Below are 14982 nucleotides of genomic sequence, written 5' to 3' on the forward strand. Positions count from 1 at the left end.
TCACACATATGGTTGCATTTGATTCAAGGATGGATTGTAATAAGGATCAAATTTAAATTCTTCACCCCAATCTTCTAAAAAAGTTAAGATTTCTGAATTTTTAACTGAACGCCCACCCTCCTTGGATACTCCTTCATAGTGGTAAAGTTCAACATTTGCCAGATAAACAGATCTATAGCCTAGCTTAGAAGCTCTCAAACAGTAATCCACATCATTGTAATTTAATGGGTAGCGATTACTGTAACCGCCTAAAATATTGAAAAGCTTTTTTGGAGTAATTGAACAGGCACCTGTGACAGCTGAATAATTTCGATTTACTGCAGCACCTAAAGCGTAACCTTGTGAATTTACAGGCCATTTATAATAAGCATGACCGGGCAACCCACCTAACAAAACTACCCCAGCATGTTGAATTGTATTGTCAGGGAACAATAATTTAGGACCAACAACCCCAACTCCATCTCGTTGCACCATGCCTAGCATTAAGGTTAACCAATTAGAAGAGATGACTCTTATATCATCATTCATAATGACCAGATATTCACCATCAGCAGCAGCAGATCCTTGATTAATTTTTTGAGCTAAACTAAATTGCTCTGATTGATAATGCGATAGCTTTATGTTTCTAAAGCTTTTAAGCCAAACTAGCTGTGAACTATCAAGATTACCGTTATGCACAACAATTATTTCATAATTTTTATATTCTGTAAGCCTAAAGATACTTTTGCAAACAGCATTTATGTGTTTTTCATAGCAACCATTTATTTTTATCTCTCCATTAGCTGTCGGAATTATAATTGAAACCAGTGACTCTTCTTTTGGGTAGAAGTCAATATTAAAATGACCTTTAAACTCGGAATCATTTATACTAAAGTTCTCTTTTTTTTCATCTAAATGATTTTCGATTGCTTTTCTTGCTCTACCAATGCTTTCTGGTTTGGCATCAATTGTTTCAGCAGTTGAGTTTTCCCAAACTCTCCAATGATAGAGTACCATTGGGATGTGCACTATGTTCATACTTTGGTTTATAACACGTAATACTAACTCATAGTCTTGTGCTCCATCGAACTCAGAATTATAACCTCCAAGATTTTTTACTAGTGATGTTCTAAACATACTCATATGACAGGTATACATCATTGATAGAATGTATTCAGGCGACCAGTCAGGCTTGAAAAAAGGCCCATAAATTTTTTCCCCATTTCTTGTTATTTTATCTTCATCCGAATAAATGTAATCAACATTAGGATTACGATTTATAGAAATTACAGCATGATAAAGAGCATCAGGGTGTAAAGTATCATCGTGATCTAGGATTGTGAAAAATTGTCCTGAAACATGTTTAAGCCCTGTGTTATTAGCAGCTGAAATATTTCCATTCTCGGAACGTATGATAACTTTTATTCTTGAGTCATTCTTTTGAAAATGTCTAATCATTTTAGTGATTTTCTTGTTTTCTGAACAGTCGTCTACAAGTATTAGCTCCCAGTTTTTATAAGACTGATTTAAGATGGAATCTATTGATTGTTTTAGCATTTTTAGTGGCGTTTTGTAAATACAGATAATCACTGATATTAACACATTGCATTTAACATCCTGATTATGGTGCTTATATAATAAGCCTGCAATGTCTTCATGCGTTTTTTGAAACGGTTCGCGTAAAGCACCCGTCGTTGAATAAAGTGATTTTATGTTGTTCGCTCGATAAATTATTCCATCAAGACCCGCATCACAATAGGTTACGTATATTTTCTCCATCAAATTAGTAATACCATATGTGGTTATCAGAGATCGAAGAAAACTAATTTTTTTAAAATATGACCTGACGATTCTTCCAAAAAATCTATATGGCTTAGTAACTTTCCAACTTGATGAATTAGCATATTCATTGATTTTAGCGTCCCCTTGGTAGATCTCTTCCTGCAATTCTGCGATTCTAGTATTACCCTGATAGTTCTCTTGCTGTAATTTTTCGATTCTAGCATTGCTTTGATAGATCTCTTCCTGCAATTCTGCGATTCTAGTACTACTCCTGTTGATATCTTCCTGTAGTGACGCAATCTGAGCATCTGTTGTTATATTCCACTTGTTTTTTGATTGACATGGAGGATCAATGAAATTCCCGTCTAAGAAAAAATGACCTTTTTTTACAATTTCAATCTTACCTGCAACTCGCTGTTTACCAAGTACATTTCTATTTTTTTGGCGTTTTTTTATAATGCACATCGAATTAACAAATTCAATAGAATGTAAATAAGAAAGACTATGTTCTGGAATTTCACAATTATATTCATTAAGAATATTATCAAGAGCTTTTGTGGGTTTGGAAACGAACCCCCAATGTTCAAAATTTATTACATCGGCTAAAGCTTTGAAAAAGGAAATGGACGAATATGGATGAAATAACCCCCCCCCGTACTCTTTCCAGTAACTACAATGAAGATCCTCAACCACATAGATACCATTGTTAGCTACATTTCTGAAGTAGTTGACGAACGATTTTATAATATCATTTGAGTTATGGCTTCCATCATCAATTATAATATTGAATTTTTGGCATATATCTGAAATCGCATAGATTGTATTCTTATCGGTTGCATCGCCAATTACTATTTGAATTTTTCCACTATTGTATCTAAGTGATGAACAAGTTTTGTCGATATCACAACCGATTATCTTTACAGCATTCGTAAAGTACTTGGCCCATATTTCTAATGAACCACCATTTTGTACTCCTATTTCTAAGAGATTTAACCTTTTGGTTCGATAAGGTTTGAAAATCTCTTCATATTTTTCTAAATATAAAGACCACTTATCTGAAGCAAAGCCTTTATGATTTTCAAATATCTTAGTATATTTAGCAACCATACAATAATGTAATCCTGAAACAATGATGAATGCAGCTTTAGTTTAATTTATATATTCGAATTTAAATCAAAAGATATTAGATTTAATATCTGAAATACGCCATCAAAATTTCTTACAATAGTAAGGAATAAATCTTTTAAATTTATAAGAAACTACTCATCATGCATTCTAAATGTTGTAACCAAGTCATTCATTGATTTTATAACACTCCTCAACATAGCCTTCACGTAACCAGCTTTTTAATCTGTAAAGGGCATGTAGATTTTGGATTTTCTTTGCAAAGTTGTGGACAGTTCGAGGTGAAAAAACCTCATGATTAATACTGAGAAAATAGTTTTTCGTTATCCGCTTTGTTTCTTCAAGATAGCCAAATACGAGATTATCAGATATTTCAGGAAGTGTGTCTTGACTGATAGTGACAGCCACGCTTTTCGATGGAGCATTGTAAAATTCCCAATAAGGTAAAACTCTGACACCCTTACCTGAATAAGGCTCACCATACAGTGTCACCTTGTCTTCACCCAAGGCATGAATAAGGTAGTGACCAATGAAAGTACACGTGATTGGAAGGTCAAATATAGTATATGACTTACATCCGAAGCGGTACGCATACATTGCAGTCAGACCAAGTCCTCCACCTATTTCTGCTACGGCATCTTTTGACGGATTTATGCTATTCATTCGCATTGCCATGTATAGTGCATTTAAATGCCGATAATGAAAGATACCTTTCCGTGTCGAAATGCCGTCGGTATGTATGATGCCCAGAGGTGGAGCTATATTTATTCTCAATTCCAGCTCAATTTCGTTAATCATTGTATCAATATCAGTAGACAAATTCTCACCCCAAGGACCTGACTCTGGATTCTCCAGGCTCAACACACCAATAGATTCAGCTAAGCAAACCAGTTTGTCCAGATACGTTAGAGCTATTTGATCTGGATTTAAATTGCAGTTATATCCGTCAATAGATGTGGATATTCCGCCAAACCATGAATAATTTTTCCCAAAATCCATTAAGTGGTAGGCGACACTCTCAGCACTTCCTTTTTCCATTATTTTGATCGTTTCAGACAACTCTGATCTGAGCAAACCAGTCCAAAGATCTTCGTCTTCACTTTTCACTGGAGCGTTTGCTTCATCGTTCTGTGCCAAGTGGTAGGCAGCCGATAAACGCTCTGCTACACGTACCCTGTTCTCTTTCATTTCGGGTCTGTGCGAGACTAACTTAACAGAGAAATTTGAGGATTTAACGGGATGAGCCATTAAACGCTCGGTAGCAAAATCATTTTCTTGAGTAAAGAGTCCAGGTGAACGAGAACGAGCTATTAAAACCTGCAGATCATTCAATTCATTAACTTTATCTCTAAGGTTTTTCCGAAGCATTCTAACATTTTCAACATAACTTTTAATCTTCGGGATTTTTAATAACAGTGTTTTTGACACCTCAACCATTTTTCCGTTCCATAATGATTTGCTTGAACGGAATGCCAACAAGTCCCCACCTCACTTCACTCGATGAAACAGTCACGATCAGAGCATCATTGATCCAATGATGTTGTATATGGTCATATAGAGTACCATCTGCAAAAGCAGCATTAACAGAGTACTCACCGTTTGGTAGCATTGGTAAAATAAAATCAAATTGAGCTGTAACGCAATCTCCTGCCTGCAAATTCATCGGGCTGGTTGTAGTTGTTGGTAGAGTGTTTTCACCAAACAGTTCCTGACCTAGCCGATCCCGCCAAATAAATCCAATTATAGGCTTATCAATTGGCTTGTTAGCAACAGCTATTATATTTAATCTGATTTTCTCTCCTCCCATGAATAGATTTGATCGTTCATTCTTAGTGTTTAAGTTCTCTATAAATACTTCGATAATTTTTCCATTACCGGTTTGCCAGCCGCTTGCTGTATCTATTTGATTTTTTACCTGATTTTTTGTTTTATAATCACATGCAAACAATAATTCGTCATCTTGACTTAATTGACTCCTTTGATCCTGAAATTTATTTTTTCTTATTTTGTTAAGTTTAAATTTATCCCCATAACTTCCTTGAAGCGTATGATGTAGATAATCTTCTGAAACAGATTTTGATGTATCCAAAGCCTTAATTTCTCCACTTGATAACCAGATTGCTTTTTCACATAAATTTTGAATAGTTGCTGTGTCATGGCTAACAAAAATCAATGTCCCTTCTTTTTGAAATCTTCTAATAAATCGCATACATTTCTGAGTAAATTGAGCGTCACCTACGGCTAAAGCCTCATCTATTACTAAAATTTCGGCGTCTACGTGGGCAATAACAGCAAAAGCCAAACGTACATACATGCCACTGGAGTATATTTTCACCTGTTGGTCAATAAAGTTGCCAATCTCAGCAAAACTCTCAATTTCACCAAAACGCTCATCAATTTCTTTTTTTGTCAATCCCAGGATTGAACCATTCATGTAAACATTTTCTCGCCCGGTGAACTCAGGATTAAAGCCTGAGCCTAATTCCAATAATGCTGCAACTCGTCCACATGTTTCTACTGATCCAAATGATGGACTCAAGGTGCCACAGATAATTTGTAGTAATGTTGATTTACCTGCCCCATTGCTGCCAATAATTCCAATGGTTTTTCCCTTTTCTACTTCGAAAGATACATCTTTTAATGCCCAGAATTCATTATGATATTTCTTAGGTTGTAGGCCAATCCTTCTTTGAAGTCGCGGTATAACAGATTGCTTCAGGCGGTCCTCAGGGCGATCATATATATGATAAACTTTACTTAGGTTCGAGACTCGAATAGCAACACCATCATGTTGTAATTGGCTATTTGTATTAGATAACATCGGCAAACCCCTTCCGTGTTTTTTGAAAACACCAAAAGCCTAGCCAGCAGAGTACAATGCTAATCAAAATGTAGATAGCTTGCCCAATCCAATTCGGTGACTTGCCAAAAATGATAACGTCTCTGGTTTGCTCAATCGGAAAAGTCAGCGGATTAAGATGCATGAACAACTGGTAAGACTCAGGTAGCGCTGTTATCGGATAAAACACAGGGGTAAGAAATAGGAGCATGGTAGTGACAATTCCGATTATTTGCCCAATATCACGAAGATAAACTCCAAGTGAAGCTACAATCCAGCTTATGCCAAGTGTTATTGGCAATAGAGGGAACAAAGTGATCGGTGCGTAGAAAGTCGTCAGAGTTGGTATTCCATTCAACACAGCCAATGCTACGAGTAAAACGACAATACTGATCAATGCATGGAATAACGAAGCACCAAGGCTGACGATTGACAGTATCTCAAGAGGGAAAACGACTTTTTTTACGTAATTTGCATTACTTAAAATAAGAGACGGTGACCGATTAAGAACTTCAGCAAACAGTGAGTGGATTATTAACCCAACGAATAGAATTAGCGCAAAATTAGCTTTATTGTCAGTTGCCTCAATACCCCAGCGCGCCTTGAAAACAACTGAAAAAACAAAGGTATAAACAGCAAGCATCATCAGCGGATTGAAAAAAGACCAGGCTAAGCCAAAGATTGACCCTCTATAGCGCCCAATGACTTCTCGGATAACCATTTCCTTAATCAAGTACCGATGTTGCCAGAGTGTTCTGGTAAGGAAAAACAGTGAAGTAGGAAGCGCTTTGTGAGGGTTCATAATTCTACCAATCTAGGTTTTGATCAGTAGCCCTTGACCCGTTGGGAGTGTAGCAACATAAAATCCTTTTTCTACAGAAAAATTATCGATAGCACATTTTTGATGGCGGTAACCATAATAAGCGTAATCATCAAGCAATACCAAGGCACCTGTAACCAGCTTATTCCATAAATAATCCAATGCCTCTACCTCGGGATGGGCACAATTTAAGTCAATATGGGCAAAAGCAATTTTATTGGTCGTAATTTTAGTTAGAGTATCAGGTATTGATCCCTCAATGATGTGAACATTTTCCCACTCAGAAAAATTTTCTTTTACTAACTTGGAAGAAGTAACATAAAAGCCATCTTTTATCAGTTTTTTATTCTTATCAAGAATACCATCCTTTAACTCAGCTTCTGATACGTATCTTTCGTCTAGTCCATTGAATGTATCCAATAGGTAAAAAATTTTATTATGCTGATCCCATTCTAAGTCGTGCATAATAGATGAACTAAGAAAACCTGCATTTACACCACACTCTACAAAATCTCCATCCAGTTTTATTGCAGACCTAGCAGCCCACAAGCCTATATGAACACGCCAATGCCAACAGTAATCTTGACCGGCTGCGGCGATCCCTCTCTCATAAGCATTTATAAATGAGGGATCCTCTAAGAAATCGCAATTATGAATACTTTTTAATCCATCTTGTTCATACATTTAAATTTAATTCTCTTTCAGGTAACTTCGATGCTGAATTCGGTAGATGATGCAAGGGAGGGTCATTCAAATATTTTTTTAGTATCTTTCAATTGGTTTGCTTTAAGATCTTTTTTCGATACGATTGGTGACAGATATGGCCACTCAATACTGATTGAAACATCATTCCAGCGAATAGAATGCTCATATTCCGGTGCGTAGACATCCGTCGTTTTATAAAGGAACTCAGCCACCTCTGAGAGCGTTAAAAACCCATGGGCAAAACCTGCCGGAATCCAAAGCTGTTTTTTATTTTCAGCTGATAATGTCTCGCCAACCCATTGCCCAAATGTGGGTGATGACTGGCGTATATCAACGGCAACATCAAACACTTCGCCCTGGACGACACGAACCAGCTTTCCCTGTGCTTTGGGTGGTAACTGGTAATGCAGCCCTCGCAATACACCCTGGGTGGATTTTGAGTGGTTGTCTTGCACAAAGGATACGCTGCAACCAACCGAATCTTCAAAACGCTGCTGATTAAAACTTTCGAAGAAAAAGCCGCGCTCATCCTCAAATACTCTCGGTTCGATGACCTTAACTTCTGGCAATCGGGTATCAGTTACTCTCATCGTCAACCTCCCGAATGACTTGCATCAAATATTTACCGTAGCCATTTTTCAGCATGGGTTGGGCAAGCGCTTCCAATTGTTTCTGGTCTATCCAGTTGTGGCGAAAGGCGATCTCTTCAGGACAGGCTATTTTTAATTCCTGCCGATGTTCAATGGTTTGCACAAATTGATGGGCTTCAATCAGGCTTTCGTGGGTGCCTGCGTCAAGCCAGGCAAATCCCCGGCTCATGCGTTCCAGCGAAAGCTGACCTTTCTCAAGGTAGATGTTATTTAGGTCGGTAATCTCAAGCTCACCACGATCAGATGGCCTGATCTTTTTGGCATAGTCGGGAGCATTCTCGTCGTAGAAATACAACCCGGTAACTGCATAGTTTGATTTAGGGTTTACTGGCTTTTCTTCCAGGCTTATGACCTTGCCAGCCTTATCAAATTCAGCGACACCGTATCGCTCAGGATCATTGACATGGTACGCAAAAACGGTTGCACCAATCTCGCGCTGATCGGCCGATGCCAGCTTTTCATCCATTGAATGGCCATAGAAAATATTATCGCCAAGAATCAATACCGATGGTGCGCCATCAAGAAATGCCTCACCAATAATCATTGCCTGGGCTATACCATCGGGTGATGGCTGTAGGGCATACTCAATATTTATTCCCCATTGGCTGCCATCACCTAACAGCTCCCTGAAACGAGGTGCATCCTGTGGTGTCGAAATGACAAGCACTTCTCGGATATCTGCGAGCATCAACGTTGATAGCGGGTAGTAGATCATGGGTTTATCAAACACCGGCAATAGTTGTTTGGAAATCACCTGTGTGACCGGGTAAAGGCGTGTGCCATTGCCCCCAGCGAGAATAATGCCTTTTCGCCTCATGCTCTTTTGTAGCTCTTGATGATGTCTTCTGCAGCCACAAAAAAGTCATTCTGCCAGTGCGGTAAAGTAAACGGTAGGTGTCGCTCAAGTTTGCTGGTATCCAGCCGTGAATTGGCAGGACGCTTTGCGGGTGTGGGGTAATCGGTGGTTTTAATGGGCTCTAGACTGCTTTCACCAGCGGTCAGTGAGAGCTGTGCCTCTTCGGCAAACTGAAGCAGTGTTTTTGCTATACCGTACCATGTTGTCTTTCCATGGGGAGTAAGGTGGTATAACCCCACCGGCCAATGCCTGGTAGTTGCTATCGCTTCGATTGCACTCATGGTTACCCGGGCGATTAATGCTGGTGAGGTTGGCACGCCAAACTGATCATTAATGATACTCAAAGAGTCTTTCTCGGTGGCCAGACGAAGAATGGTTTTGGCAAAGTTATTGCCATCCTTCCCGATCACCCAGGTGGTGCGAAAGATAAGGTGATAACAGCCACTGCCAGCAATGATCTGTTCGCCTGCCAGCTTTGATTCACCATAGATATTAATAGGCCCTGGCGAATCCGCTTCTGTATAGGGCAGGGGTTTACAGCCATCGAAGACATAATCGGTTGAATAATGGATCAGCCAGATATCATGCTTGGCCGCTTCCTTCGCCAGAATGCCAGTAGCCTCCGCATTGACCTTGAAGGCTATATTGCGATCACTTTCTGCCTCATCGACAGCAGTATAGGCAGCGGCATTAACGATTACATGAGGCTTGAAGTTGCGAATGACCCCTATCACCGAATACTGGTCGGTGATGTCCAATTTGGCGTGGCTACACGCCATGACTTCTCCCAAGGCAGGTAAGGTGCGGCTCAGTTCAAGTCCCAATTGGCCATTGGCACCAAGAAGTAATATTTTCATGCGTACTGCCTCTCAATCCATTGGTGATAGTCACCGCTGATAACGTGTTCAACCCATTTTTGATTATCCAGGTACCACTCAACGGTTTTTTGAATGCTCGTCGTAAAGGACCTGGCAGGTCGCCAACCGAGTTCAGTTACGATCTTGCTTGCATCAATAGCGTAGCGCCTGTCGTGACCTGGGCGATCTTCCACGAAGGTGATTAAGTCATGATAGCTGGTGATAGTTGCGTTCCCGCTAACAGGATGCAGCTCATTGAGGATGTCACAAAGCAAGCGAACTACTTCAATATTGGCTTTTTCATTTAGGCCGCCAATGTTGTAGACCTCGCCACAGCTGCCTTCATCCAATACCAACCGGATAGCTCTGCAGTGGTCACCCACATAGAGCCAGTCACGGATTTGCAAGCCATCGCCGTAGATTGGTAATGGCTTATGTGCCATGGCATTATGAATAACCAGTGGTATCAATTTTTCGGGAAATTGATAGGGGCCATAGTTATTAGAGCAGTTAGTTGTCAGTGCTGGTAAATCGTAGGTGTGATAATAAGCACGTACCAAATGATCGGAAGAGGCTTTGCTGGCACTGTATGGGTTATTTGGTTGGAAACTTTCCGTCTCTGCAGACGCAGGTGAGTCTGCGTCTAATGAACCATACACTTCATCAGTTGAGACATGTAGAAAGCGAAAGTTACGTTTATCTTTTTCGCTAAGTTCGCTGTAGAACCGCCGCGAGGATTCCAGCAGTCTGAAAGTACCGATAACGTTGGTTTGCAGGAACGCTTCTGGCTCGTGAATGGACCTATCCACGTGAGACTCTGCCGCAAAATTGACCACCGCCCGAGGTTTGTAGATGCGCAGTAACCTATCGATCAGAATGCTGTCGCCAATATCGCCATTCACAAAAATATGTCGTTCATCTTCTTCAACTTCGGAGAGGTTATTAAGATTGCCGGCGTAGGTCAGCTTATCAAGACTGATGACGGTTTCATCCATTTCCGAAAGCCAATCAATGACAAAATTGGCACCAATAAAGCCAGCACTGCCTGTTACCAGTATCGTCATAGCTTAGACCTTGTTAACAATGATACCCAAGAGCAGGCCGAGGTTTCCGAACAGTGTCTGTCGGTGAATGCCTGAGCGACAAGACAGGAAGAAACGTTTAATAAAATTTGAGCGGCGAGCCGTTACAAAATTGTCCAGATAATTTTGATTCTCCTGTGTGAGTAGCGATCTGTGTTTAACGAGTGCAGAAAGATTAATGTCATTCCAGCTGCGGAACCTTCCTTGTAACAAACCGAGGATTCTAATGAATCGAGCTTTCCAGCCCTTGTTTGCGCCAATCAGGTTATTTGTGTGTTGGCGGTATCTCAGGCAAGGCTTCTGGTCGTAGACAACGACGCCACCAGCACCTGAAACGATCTGGTAACACCACCAGTCGTGGGAAACAACTTCTGTGTTTGATGATGATTCAACGATAAGATCCCGCGCCGCCTTATTGAATACCATCGTATTGCCACCGCCAATAGACTGCACAAGGGCATTAGTAAAAGACGGCGGTTTACTAAATAACGGCGAAATACCTTTGATAACGTTACAGGTTTCGTCGGTTACAAGGGTGCGTGCACAATAGAGTGCTGGTTGATCTTCGGGGTACTGTTCCAGGCTATCCAGAGCCTTTTCAAGTTTGTCAGAGTGCCAGACATCATCCTGATCACTAAAAGCAAAATACCTGAACGGCTCATCGACGTAGCTTAGAGCATTTAAGAAATTATTTGCGAACCCGATATTTGCCGCCCTGACCCCGATGCTGACTTTCTCTGAATAATGCCGATGATACCCAAGTGATTCCGAGCACAGTTCGGTGTCAGAACCGTCATCAGAAATGAAAATGTGAGAAGGGCGATGAGTCTGGTTAAAGATCGAATGTAGCTGCTCCCAAAGGTATGACTCACCGTTGTAGTAACCGAGAATTACGGCTAGCTGTCTGCCGCCAATGTTCTTCCGATCAGCTCCACTGCATTGATGCTCGGAAGCGTACGCAACGCCACGCTGAAAAAACTGTTTTGGTACAGTGTGGTAATCGTCACAGTTAGCATCGCGCCAAAAAATCTGAGTAGCATGGGGAGTTGTTGAAAACATAGCCTTACCATTCCATCGCTATCGCTAGATCTGGTGTAGTGCGTTGAAATTCTTAATGCCCAACATTTTCAAACCAGTCACTATCATTAAATCCTAAAGACAACGATGATGACTAACTACGAGAATTGCTCCGAAAATTAAATTATAATCGACTTTCCATTTCCGAAGTGTGTCACAAATGACAGATAGCCTGTTCATTAAATCATATGCATTCATTTCCAGAACAACCAAATCTTTTTTGTATAAGACAATGGATTTGTAGTAGGCGGATATGCTTATAACCATCAAGTGCAGCGGCTTCGGAGGCTCTCATGATTTTTCACTACGGCTCATTGCCTAGGGCGAACAAATAGACCGGTAGATTTAAAGTAAGGCTACCGCCCGTCCAATTTTTTCCGAAATTTTCAGCTGATTATCTATTGGCACAGAACACCATTTCCTCTCGCACAGGGAGAAAATACACGACAAACAACATAAAATTATAGAAAACGTCTTTTTTTGGCAACAGACAAATCACATAACTTGAATCAGAAAAGTTTATGTTCAAGCATGCAGAATTATAAAAACGCTAAACCCTATAAGCCCTAACGATATAGAGTGGTCAGCTTTCTGCACTGTCGCTAACCCGCTTGGAATGAAAGTCTAGCAAAGCTTTTTAAATTTACATGGAAGGTGTCGAATTTTTTTACTCTTTGATTTCATGATTTGCTAAATGAGGTCCCCAGTCTTTTATCTCTGATGCCCGGGTAAATGCTATCTTGCCAATGGCAACTGGCTCGCGCTTGGAGGTATAAATTGCACAATCACTCTGCTGTCTTGGTCATTGTTGATAGCGACTAAAGAAAAGTATTGGTATATATCAGCGATATTTCCGACACGCCCAGATTCAACGGCACTTTTAATTGCAGACAAGTGTCGTGCGAAATTGTGGCTTACAACTAGCTTTACTTGCATTAGTTTGATCGCGATTGCACCAAATAACCACGGTCTGCTATCAGGGATGTGATTGTAGCTTGACCAATATCGATTTCGCACCAGACCGGGATAAATTTTTCCTTACTGGTCGGTTTGTCACTATCGTCACTTCATTGAAGTAAAGTTATATATTCTGATATTGCGGAGAAAATCCATGCCCAAAACAGCCGTAATCATCGGTGCCACAGGTTTGGTAGGTAGCACATTGCTGAACCAGCTTCTGAAGTCATCAGACATCGAAAAGGTGGTAGCACTGACACGAAAAAGCTTGCAACAAAAGTCCGATAAACTAGAGAGTCATGTCATTGATTTTGAAGATCTGGCTCAGCACAGTGAGCTCATTAAAGGCGACTTGTTCTTTTCTTGCCTCGGAACGACAAGAAAGCAGGCAGGTTCTCTCGCTGCTCAGAGACACATAGATTTTGACTATCAGTTGGAAGCTGCAAAGCTGGCTGCCGGGAATAAGATACCTCACTATCTGCTGGTCAGTTCTAGCGGAGCGAATGCACAAAGTGTATCGCCCTATTTGAAGATGAAAGGTGAGTTGGAACAGGCAGTACAACGGCTCCCTTTCCAGAGAGTCAGTATTTTCCAGCCATCATTGTTGTTGGGGCAGAGAAGAGAAAGCCGCTTTGGTGAAGGGCTTGCCGCAAAGATCCTGCCCTTTCTCTGTATACTGCCTGGTTTGCAAAAGTTCAGGCCTGTTCACGATTGGGAAGTGGTAGAGAAAATGTTGAAAGTCACCGAAGAGACTGGTGAAGGCGTTTCCATTTACACTCTGGATAAGATTTTTCATTAATCTATCTGTTGGCTGGTGTCGGTGATGTGCCCATCAACAACCCGCTGCCGCAAAGGACAGTGCCCCAGCTGGTAAGCCAGTTCATTAGGATGATCAATATCCCACAGACAAAAGTCTGCCACTTTACCTTCTTCAAGGCTGCCATAGTGGTCGGCAATACCCAGAGCACGAGCAGCATTAACAGTGACCCCTGCCAGAGCTTCTGCGGGTGTGAGTTCAAAAAAGATACATCCCATATTCATCATCATTCTTATTGAGGCCAGTGGCGACGTCCCTGGGTTGGTATCTGTGGCAAGAGCGATCGGGACTTGATATTGCCTTAGCAGTTCCACGGGGGGGACAGTCTGAGAACGCATGAAGTAGTAAGACCCGGGAAGCAGTACCGCAATAGATCCGGATTCGGCCATATCGGCAATACCCTGCTCAGAGATATGTTGCAGGTGATCGCAGGAGAGTGCATTCATTTGTGCTGCCAGAGAAGCTCCCCCATTTTCTTTGAACTGTTCGGTATGGCATTTTGTCGGCAGGCCGTGGTCTATAGCTGCCTGAAAAATTCTGGCTCTGTGGGTCATGGTGAAGGCAACATTTTCACAATTTACATCCACGGCTTCTGCGAGTTTTTTTTCAGCTAATTCCGGGATGAGTTGTTGGCAGATCATGTCGACGTATTCATCGGTTCTGCCCGCATACTCCGGAGGCAATGCATTGGCAACCAGCAAGGTATTGATAATTTTTACAGAATGGCGATTGCGCAGCTCTTTGGCCACTTCCAGCATCTTGATTTCATCTGTCAGGTTCAGGCCATAGCCTGATTTGATCTCGATCAGTGTAACGCCTTCAGTGGTTAATGCCTTGATGCGGGGCAGAGCCGATTTGATCAGTTGCTCTTTGGAGCGCACCCGGGTGGCCCTGGCAGTGGCAAGAATGCCACCGCCCTGGGCGGCAATCTGCTCATAGGGCACGCCTTTCAGTCTCAGTTCAAATTCCTGAGCTCTATGGCCGCCGAAAACCAGGTGCGTATGGCAGTCTATGAGGCCGGGTGTCAGCCAGCCATTATGACCATCGATCACGTCATAGGGCAGCCGCGTAGCGGTAACCTCGGACATGGATTCGATGCGTGCGATTTTTCCACTGTGAATACCCAGGGCACAATGGTGTTTCAAGCCATAAGGATCTGATACGGCAGGATCAAAAGTCGCCAGATTGACGTTAATCCAGACTCGGTCGCAGTCTTTAAGTTGGATCATGGGGTGCATTGCCATGGGTTGAACTCAGGACAGTTGGCTCCAGACAGAAGCCAGTATCAAGATGCCGGCAGTTCATAAAGACTGGATATGGGAGATAAGGATAGCCAGATAATCTTAATTCGAAAGGAAATCTGAGTTAAGTAGGTGGTTAAGGTTGGTGAGTTGGGAAAAATAGTCGATTAATCCATCTGACTATAAAAAATGTCT

General features: G+C 41.5%; 12 protein-coding genes. 1 reads left to right on the forward strand and 11 read right to left on the reverse strand.

Annotated features, from left to right (window positions below):
- From ACOJUN_RS16610 to ACOJUN_RS16655, 10 genes are all read right to left on the reverse strand, one after another.
- Positions 1–2868 carry a glycosyltransferase gene (locus ACOJUN_RS16610; RefSeq protein ID WP_422133031.1) on the reverse strand — a complete coding sequence of 956 codons (2868 nt, stop codon included), beginning with the start codon at positions 2866–2868 and terminating at the stop codon, positions 1–3.
- Positions 2869–3054: 186 nt separating this feature from the next.
- Positions 3055–4362, reverse strand: coding sequence for a hypothetical protein (locus tag ACOJUN_RS16615; RefSeq protein WP_422133032.1), 1308 nt, complete (start codon positions 4360–4362; stop codon positions 3055–3057).
- Complete coding sequence (locus ACOJUN_RS16620; RefSeq protein ID WP_422133033.1) at positions 4316–5707, reverse strand: ABC transporter ATP-binding protein; 1392 nt, start codon at positions 5705–5707, stop codon at positions 4316–4318. The genes ACOJUN_RS16615 and ACOJUN_RS16620 overlap by 47 nt, the downstream gene beginning before the upstream one ends.
- Positions 5697–6527: an ABC transporter permease gene (locus tag ACOJUN_RS16625; RefSeq protein ID WP_422133034.1), complete on the reverse strand. Its 831-nt coding sequence runs from the start codon at positions 6525–6527 to the stop codon at positions 5697–5699. The genes ACOJUN_RS16620 and ACOJUN_RS16625 overlap by 11 nt, the downstream gene beginning before the upstream one ends.
- Before the next feature lie 12 nt (positions 6528–6539).
- The gene (locus tag ACOJUN_RS16630; protein ID WP_422133035.1) at positions 6540–7229 is read right to left on the reverse strand and encodes a TylF/MycF/NovP-related O-methyltransferase; all 690 of its coding nucleotides are present in this window, start codon (positions 7227–7229) and stop codon (positions 6540–6542) included.
- Between the two features lie 62 nt (positions 7230–7291).
- Entirely contained in the window at positions 7292–7840 is a 549-nt protein-coding gene (rfbC, locus tag ACOJUN_RS16635; protein WP_422133036.1) for a dTDP-4-dehydrorhamnose 3,5-epimerase, read from the reverse strand.
- On the reverse strand, positions 7827–8717 hold the full coding sequence (rfbA, locus tag ACOJUN_RS16640; RefSeq protein WP_422133037.1) for a glucose-1-phosphate thymidylyltransferase RfbA: 891 nt from the start codon (positions 8715–8717) through the stop codon (positions 7827–7829). The genes rfbC and rfbA overlap by 14 nt, the downstream gene beginning before the upstream one ends.
- Positions 8714–9613 carry a dTDP-4-dehydrorhamnose reductase gene (gene rfbD, locus ACOJUN_RS16645; RefSeq protein ID WP_422133038.1) on the reverse strand — a complete coding sequence of 300 codons (900 nt, stop codon included), beginning with the start codon at positions 9611–9613 and terminating at the stop codon, positions 8714–8716. Before rfbD ends, rfbA begins: the two co-directional genes overlap by 4 nt.
- A complete protein-coding gene (rfbB, locus tag ACOJUN_RS16650; protein ID WP_422133039.1) occupies positions 9610–10677 on the reverse strand; it encodes a dTDP-glucose 4,6-dehydratase in 1068 nt (355 codons plus the stop codon). Before rfbB ends, rfbD begins: the two co-directional genes overlap by 4 nt.
- A gap of 3 nt (positions 10678–10680) precedes the next feature.
- A complete protein-coding gene (locus tag ACOJUN_RS16655) occupies positions 10681–11754 on the reverse strand; it encodes a glycosyltransferase (RefSeq protein ID WP_422133040.1) in 1074 nt (357 codons plus the stop codon).
- A gap of 1129 nt (positions 11755–12883) precedes the next feature.
- On the opposite strand from ACOJUN_RS16655, the gene ACOJUN_RS16660 reads away from it, so the two are divergent.
- Positions 12884–13528, forward strand: a complete 645-nt coding sequence (locus tag ACOJUN_RS16660; protein WP_422133041.1) for an NAD(P)H-binding protein — start codon at positions 12884–12886, stop codon at positions 13526–13528.
- Here ACOJUN_RS16660 and hutI read toward each other — a convergent pair.
- Complete coding sequence (gene hutI / locus ACOJUN_RS16665; protein ID WP_422133042.1) at positions 13525–14775, reverse strand: imidazolonepropionase; 1251 nt, start codon at positions 14773–14775, stop codon at positions 13525–13527. The genes ACOJUN_RS16660 and hutI overlap by 4 nt on opposite strands.
- Positions 14776–14982 lie beyond the last annotated feature (207 nt).

The organism is Endozoicomonas sp. ALD040, assembly GCF_049275945.1.
Lineage (GTDB): Bacteria > Pseudomonadota > Gammaproteobacteria > Pseudomonadales > Endozoicomonadaceae > Endozoicomonas_A.

Excerpts from the sequence above, each read along its gene's own strand:
- ACOJUN_RS16610 (WP_422133031.1), bottom strand. The coding sequence starts at position 2,868 with ATGGTTGCTAAATATACTAAGATATTTGAAAATCATAAAGGCTTTGCT.
- ACOJUN_RS16620 (WP_422133033.1), bottom strand. The coding sequence starts at position 5,707 with ATGTTATCTAATACAAATAGCCAATTACAACATGATGGTGTTGCTATT.
- ACOJUN_RS16625 (WP_422133034.1), bottom strand. The coding sequence starts at position 6,527 with ATGAACCCTCACAAAGCGCTTCCTACTTCACTGTTTTTCCTTACCAGA.
- ACOJUN_RS16630 (WP_422133035.1), bottom strand. The coding sequence starts at position 7,229 with ATGTATGAACAAGATGGATTAAAAAGTATTCATAATTGCGATTTCTTA.
- rfbC (WP_422133036.1), bottom strand. The coding sequence starts at position 7,840 with ATGAGAGTAACTGATACCCGATTGCCAGAAGTTAAGGTCATCGAACCG.
- rfbA (WP_422133037.1), bottom strand. The coding sequence starts at position 8,717 with ATGAGGCGAAAAGGCATTATTCTCGCTGGGGGCAATGGCACACGCCTT.
- rfbD (WP_422133038.1), bottom strand. The coding sequence starts at position 9,613 with ATGAAAATATTACTTCTTGGTGCCAATGGCCAATTGGGACTTGAACTG.
- rfbB (WP_422133039.1), bottom strand. The coding sequence starts at position 10,677 with ATGACGATACTGGTAACAGGCAGTGCTGGCTTTATTGGTGCCAATTTT.
- ACOJUN_RS16655 (WP_422133040.1), bottom strand. The coding sequence starts at position 11,754 with ATGTTTTCAACAACTCCCCATGCTACTCAGATTTTTTGGCGCGATGCT.
- ACOJUN_RS16660 (WP_422133041.1), top strand. The coding sequence starts at position 12,884 with ATGCCCAAAACAGCCGTAATCATCGGTGCCACAGGTTTGGTAGGTAGC.
- hutI (WP_422133042.1), bottom strand. The coding sequence starts at position 14,775 with ATGATCCAACTTAAAGACTGCGACCGAGTCTGGATTAACGTCAATCTG.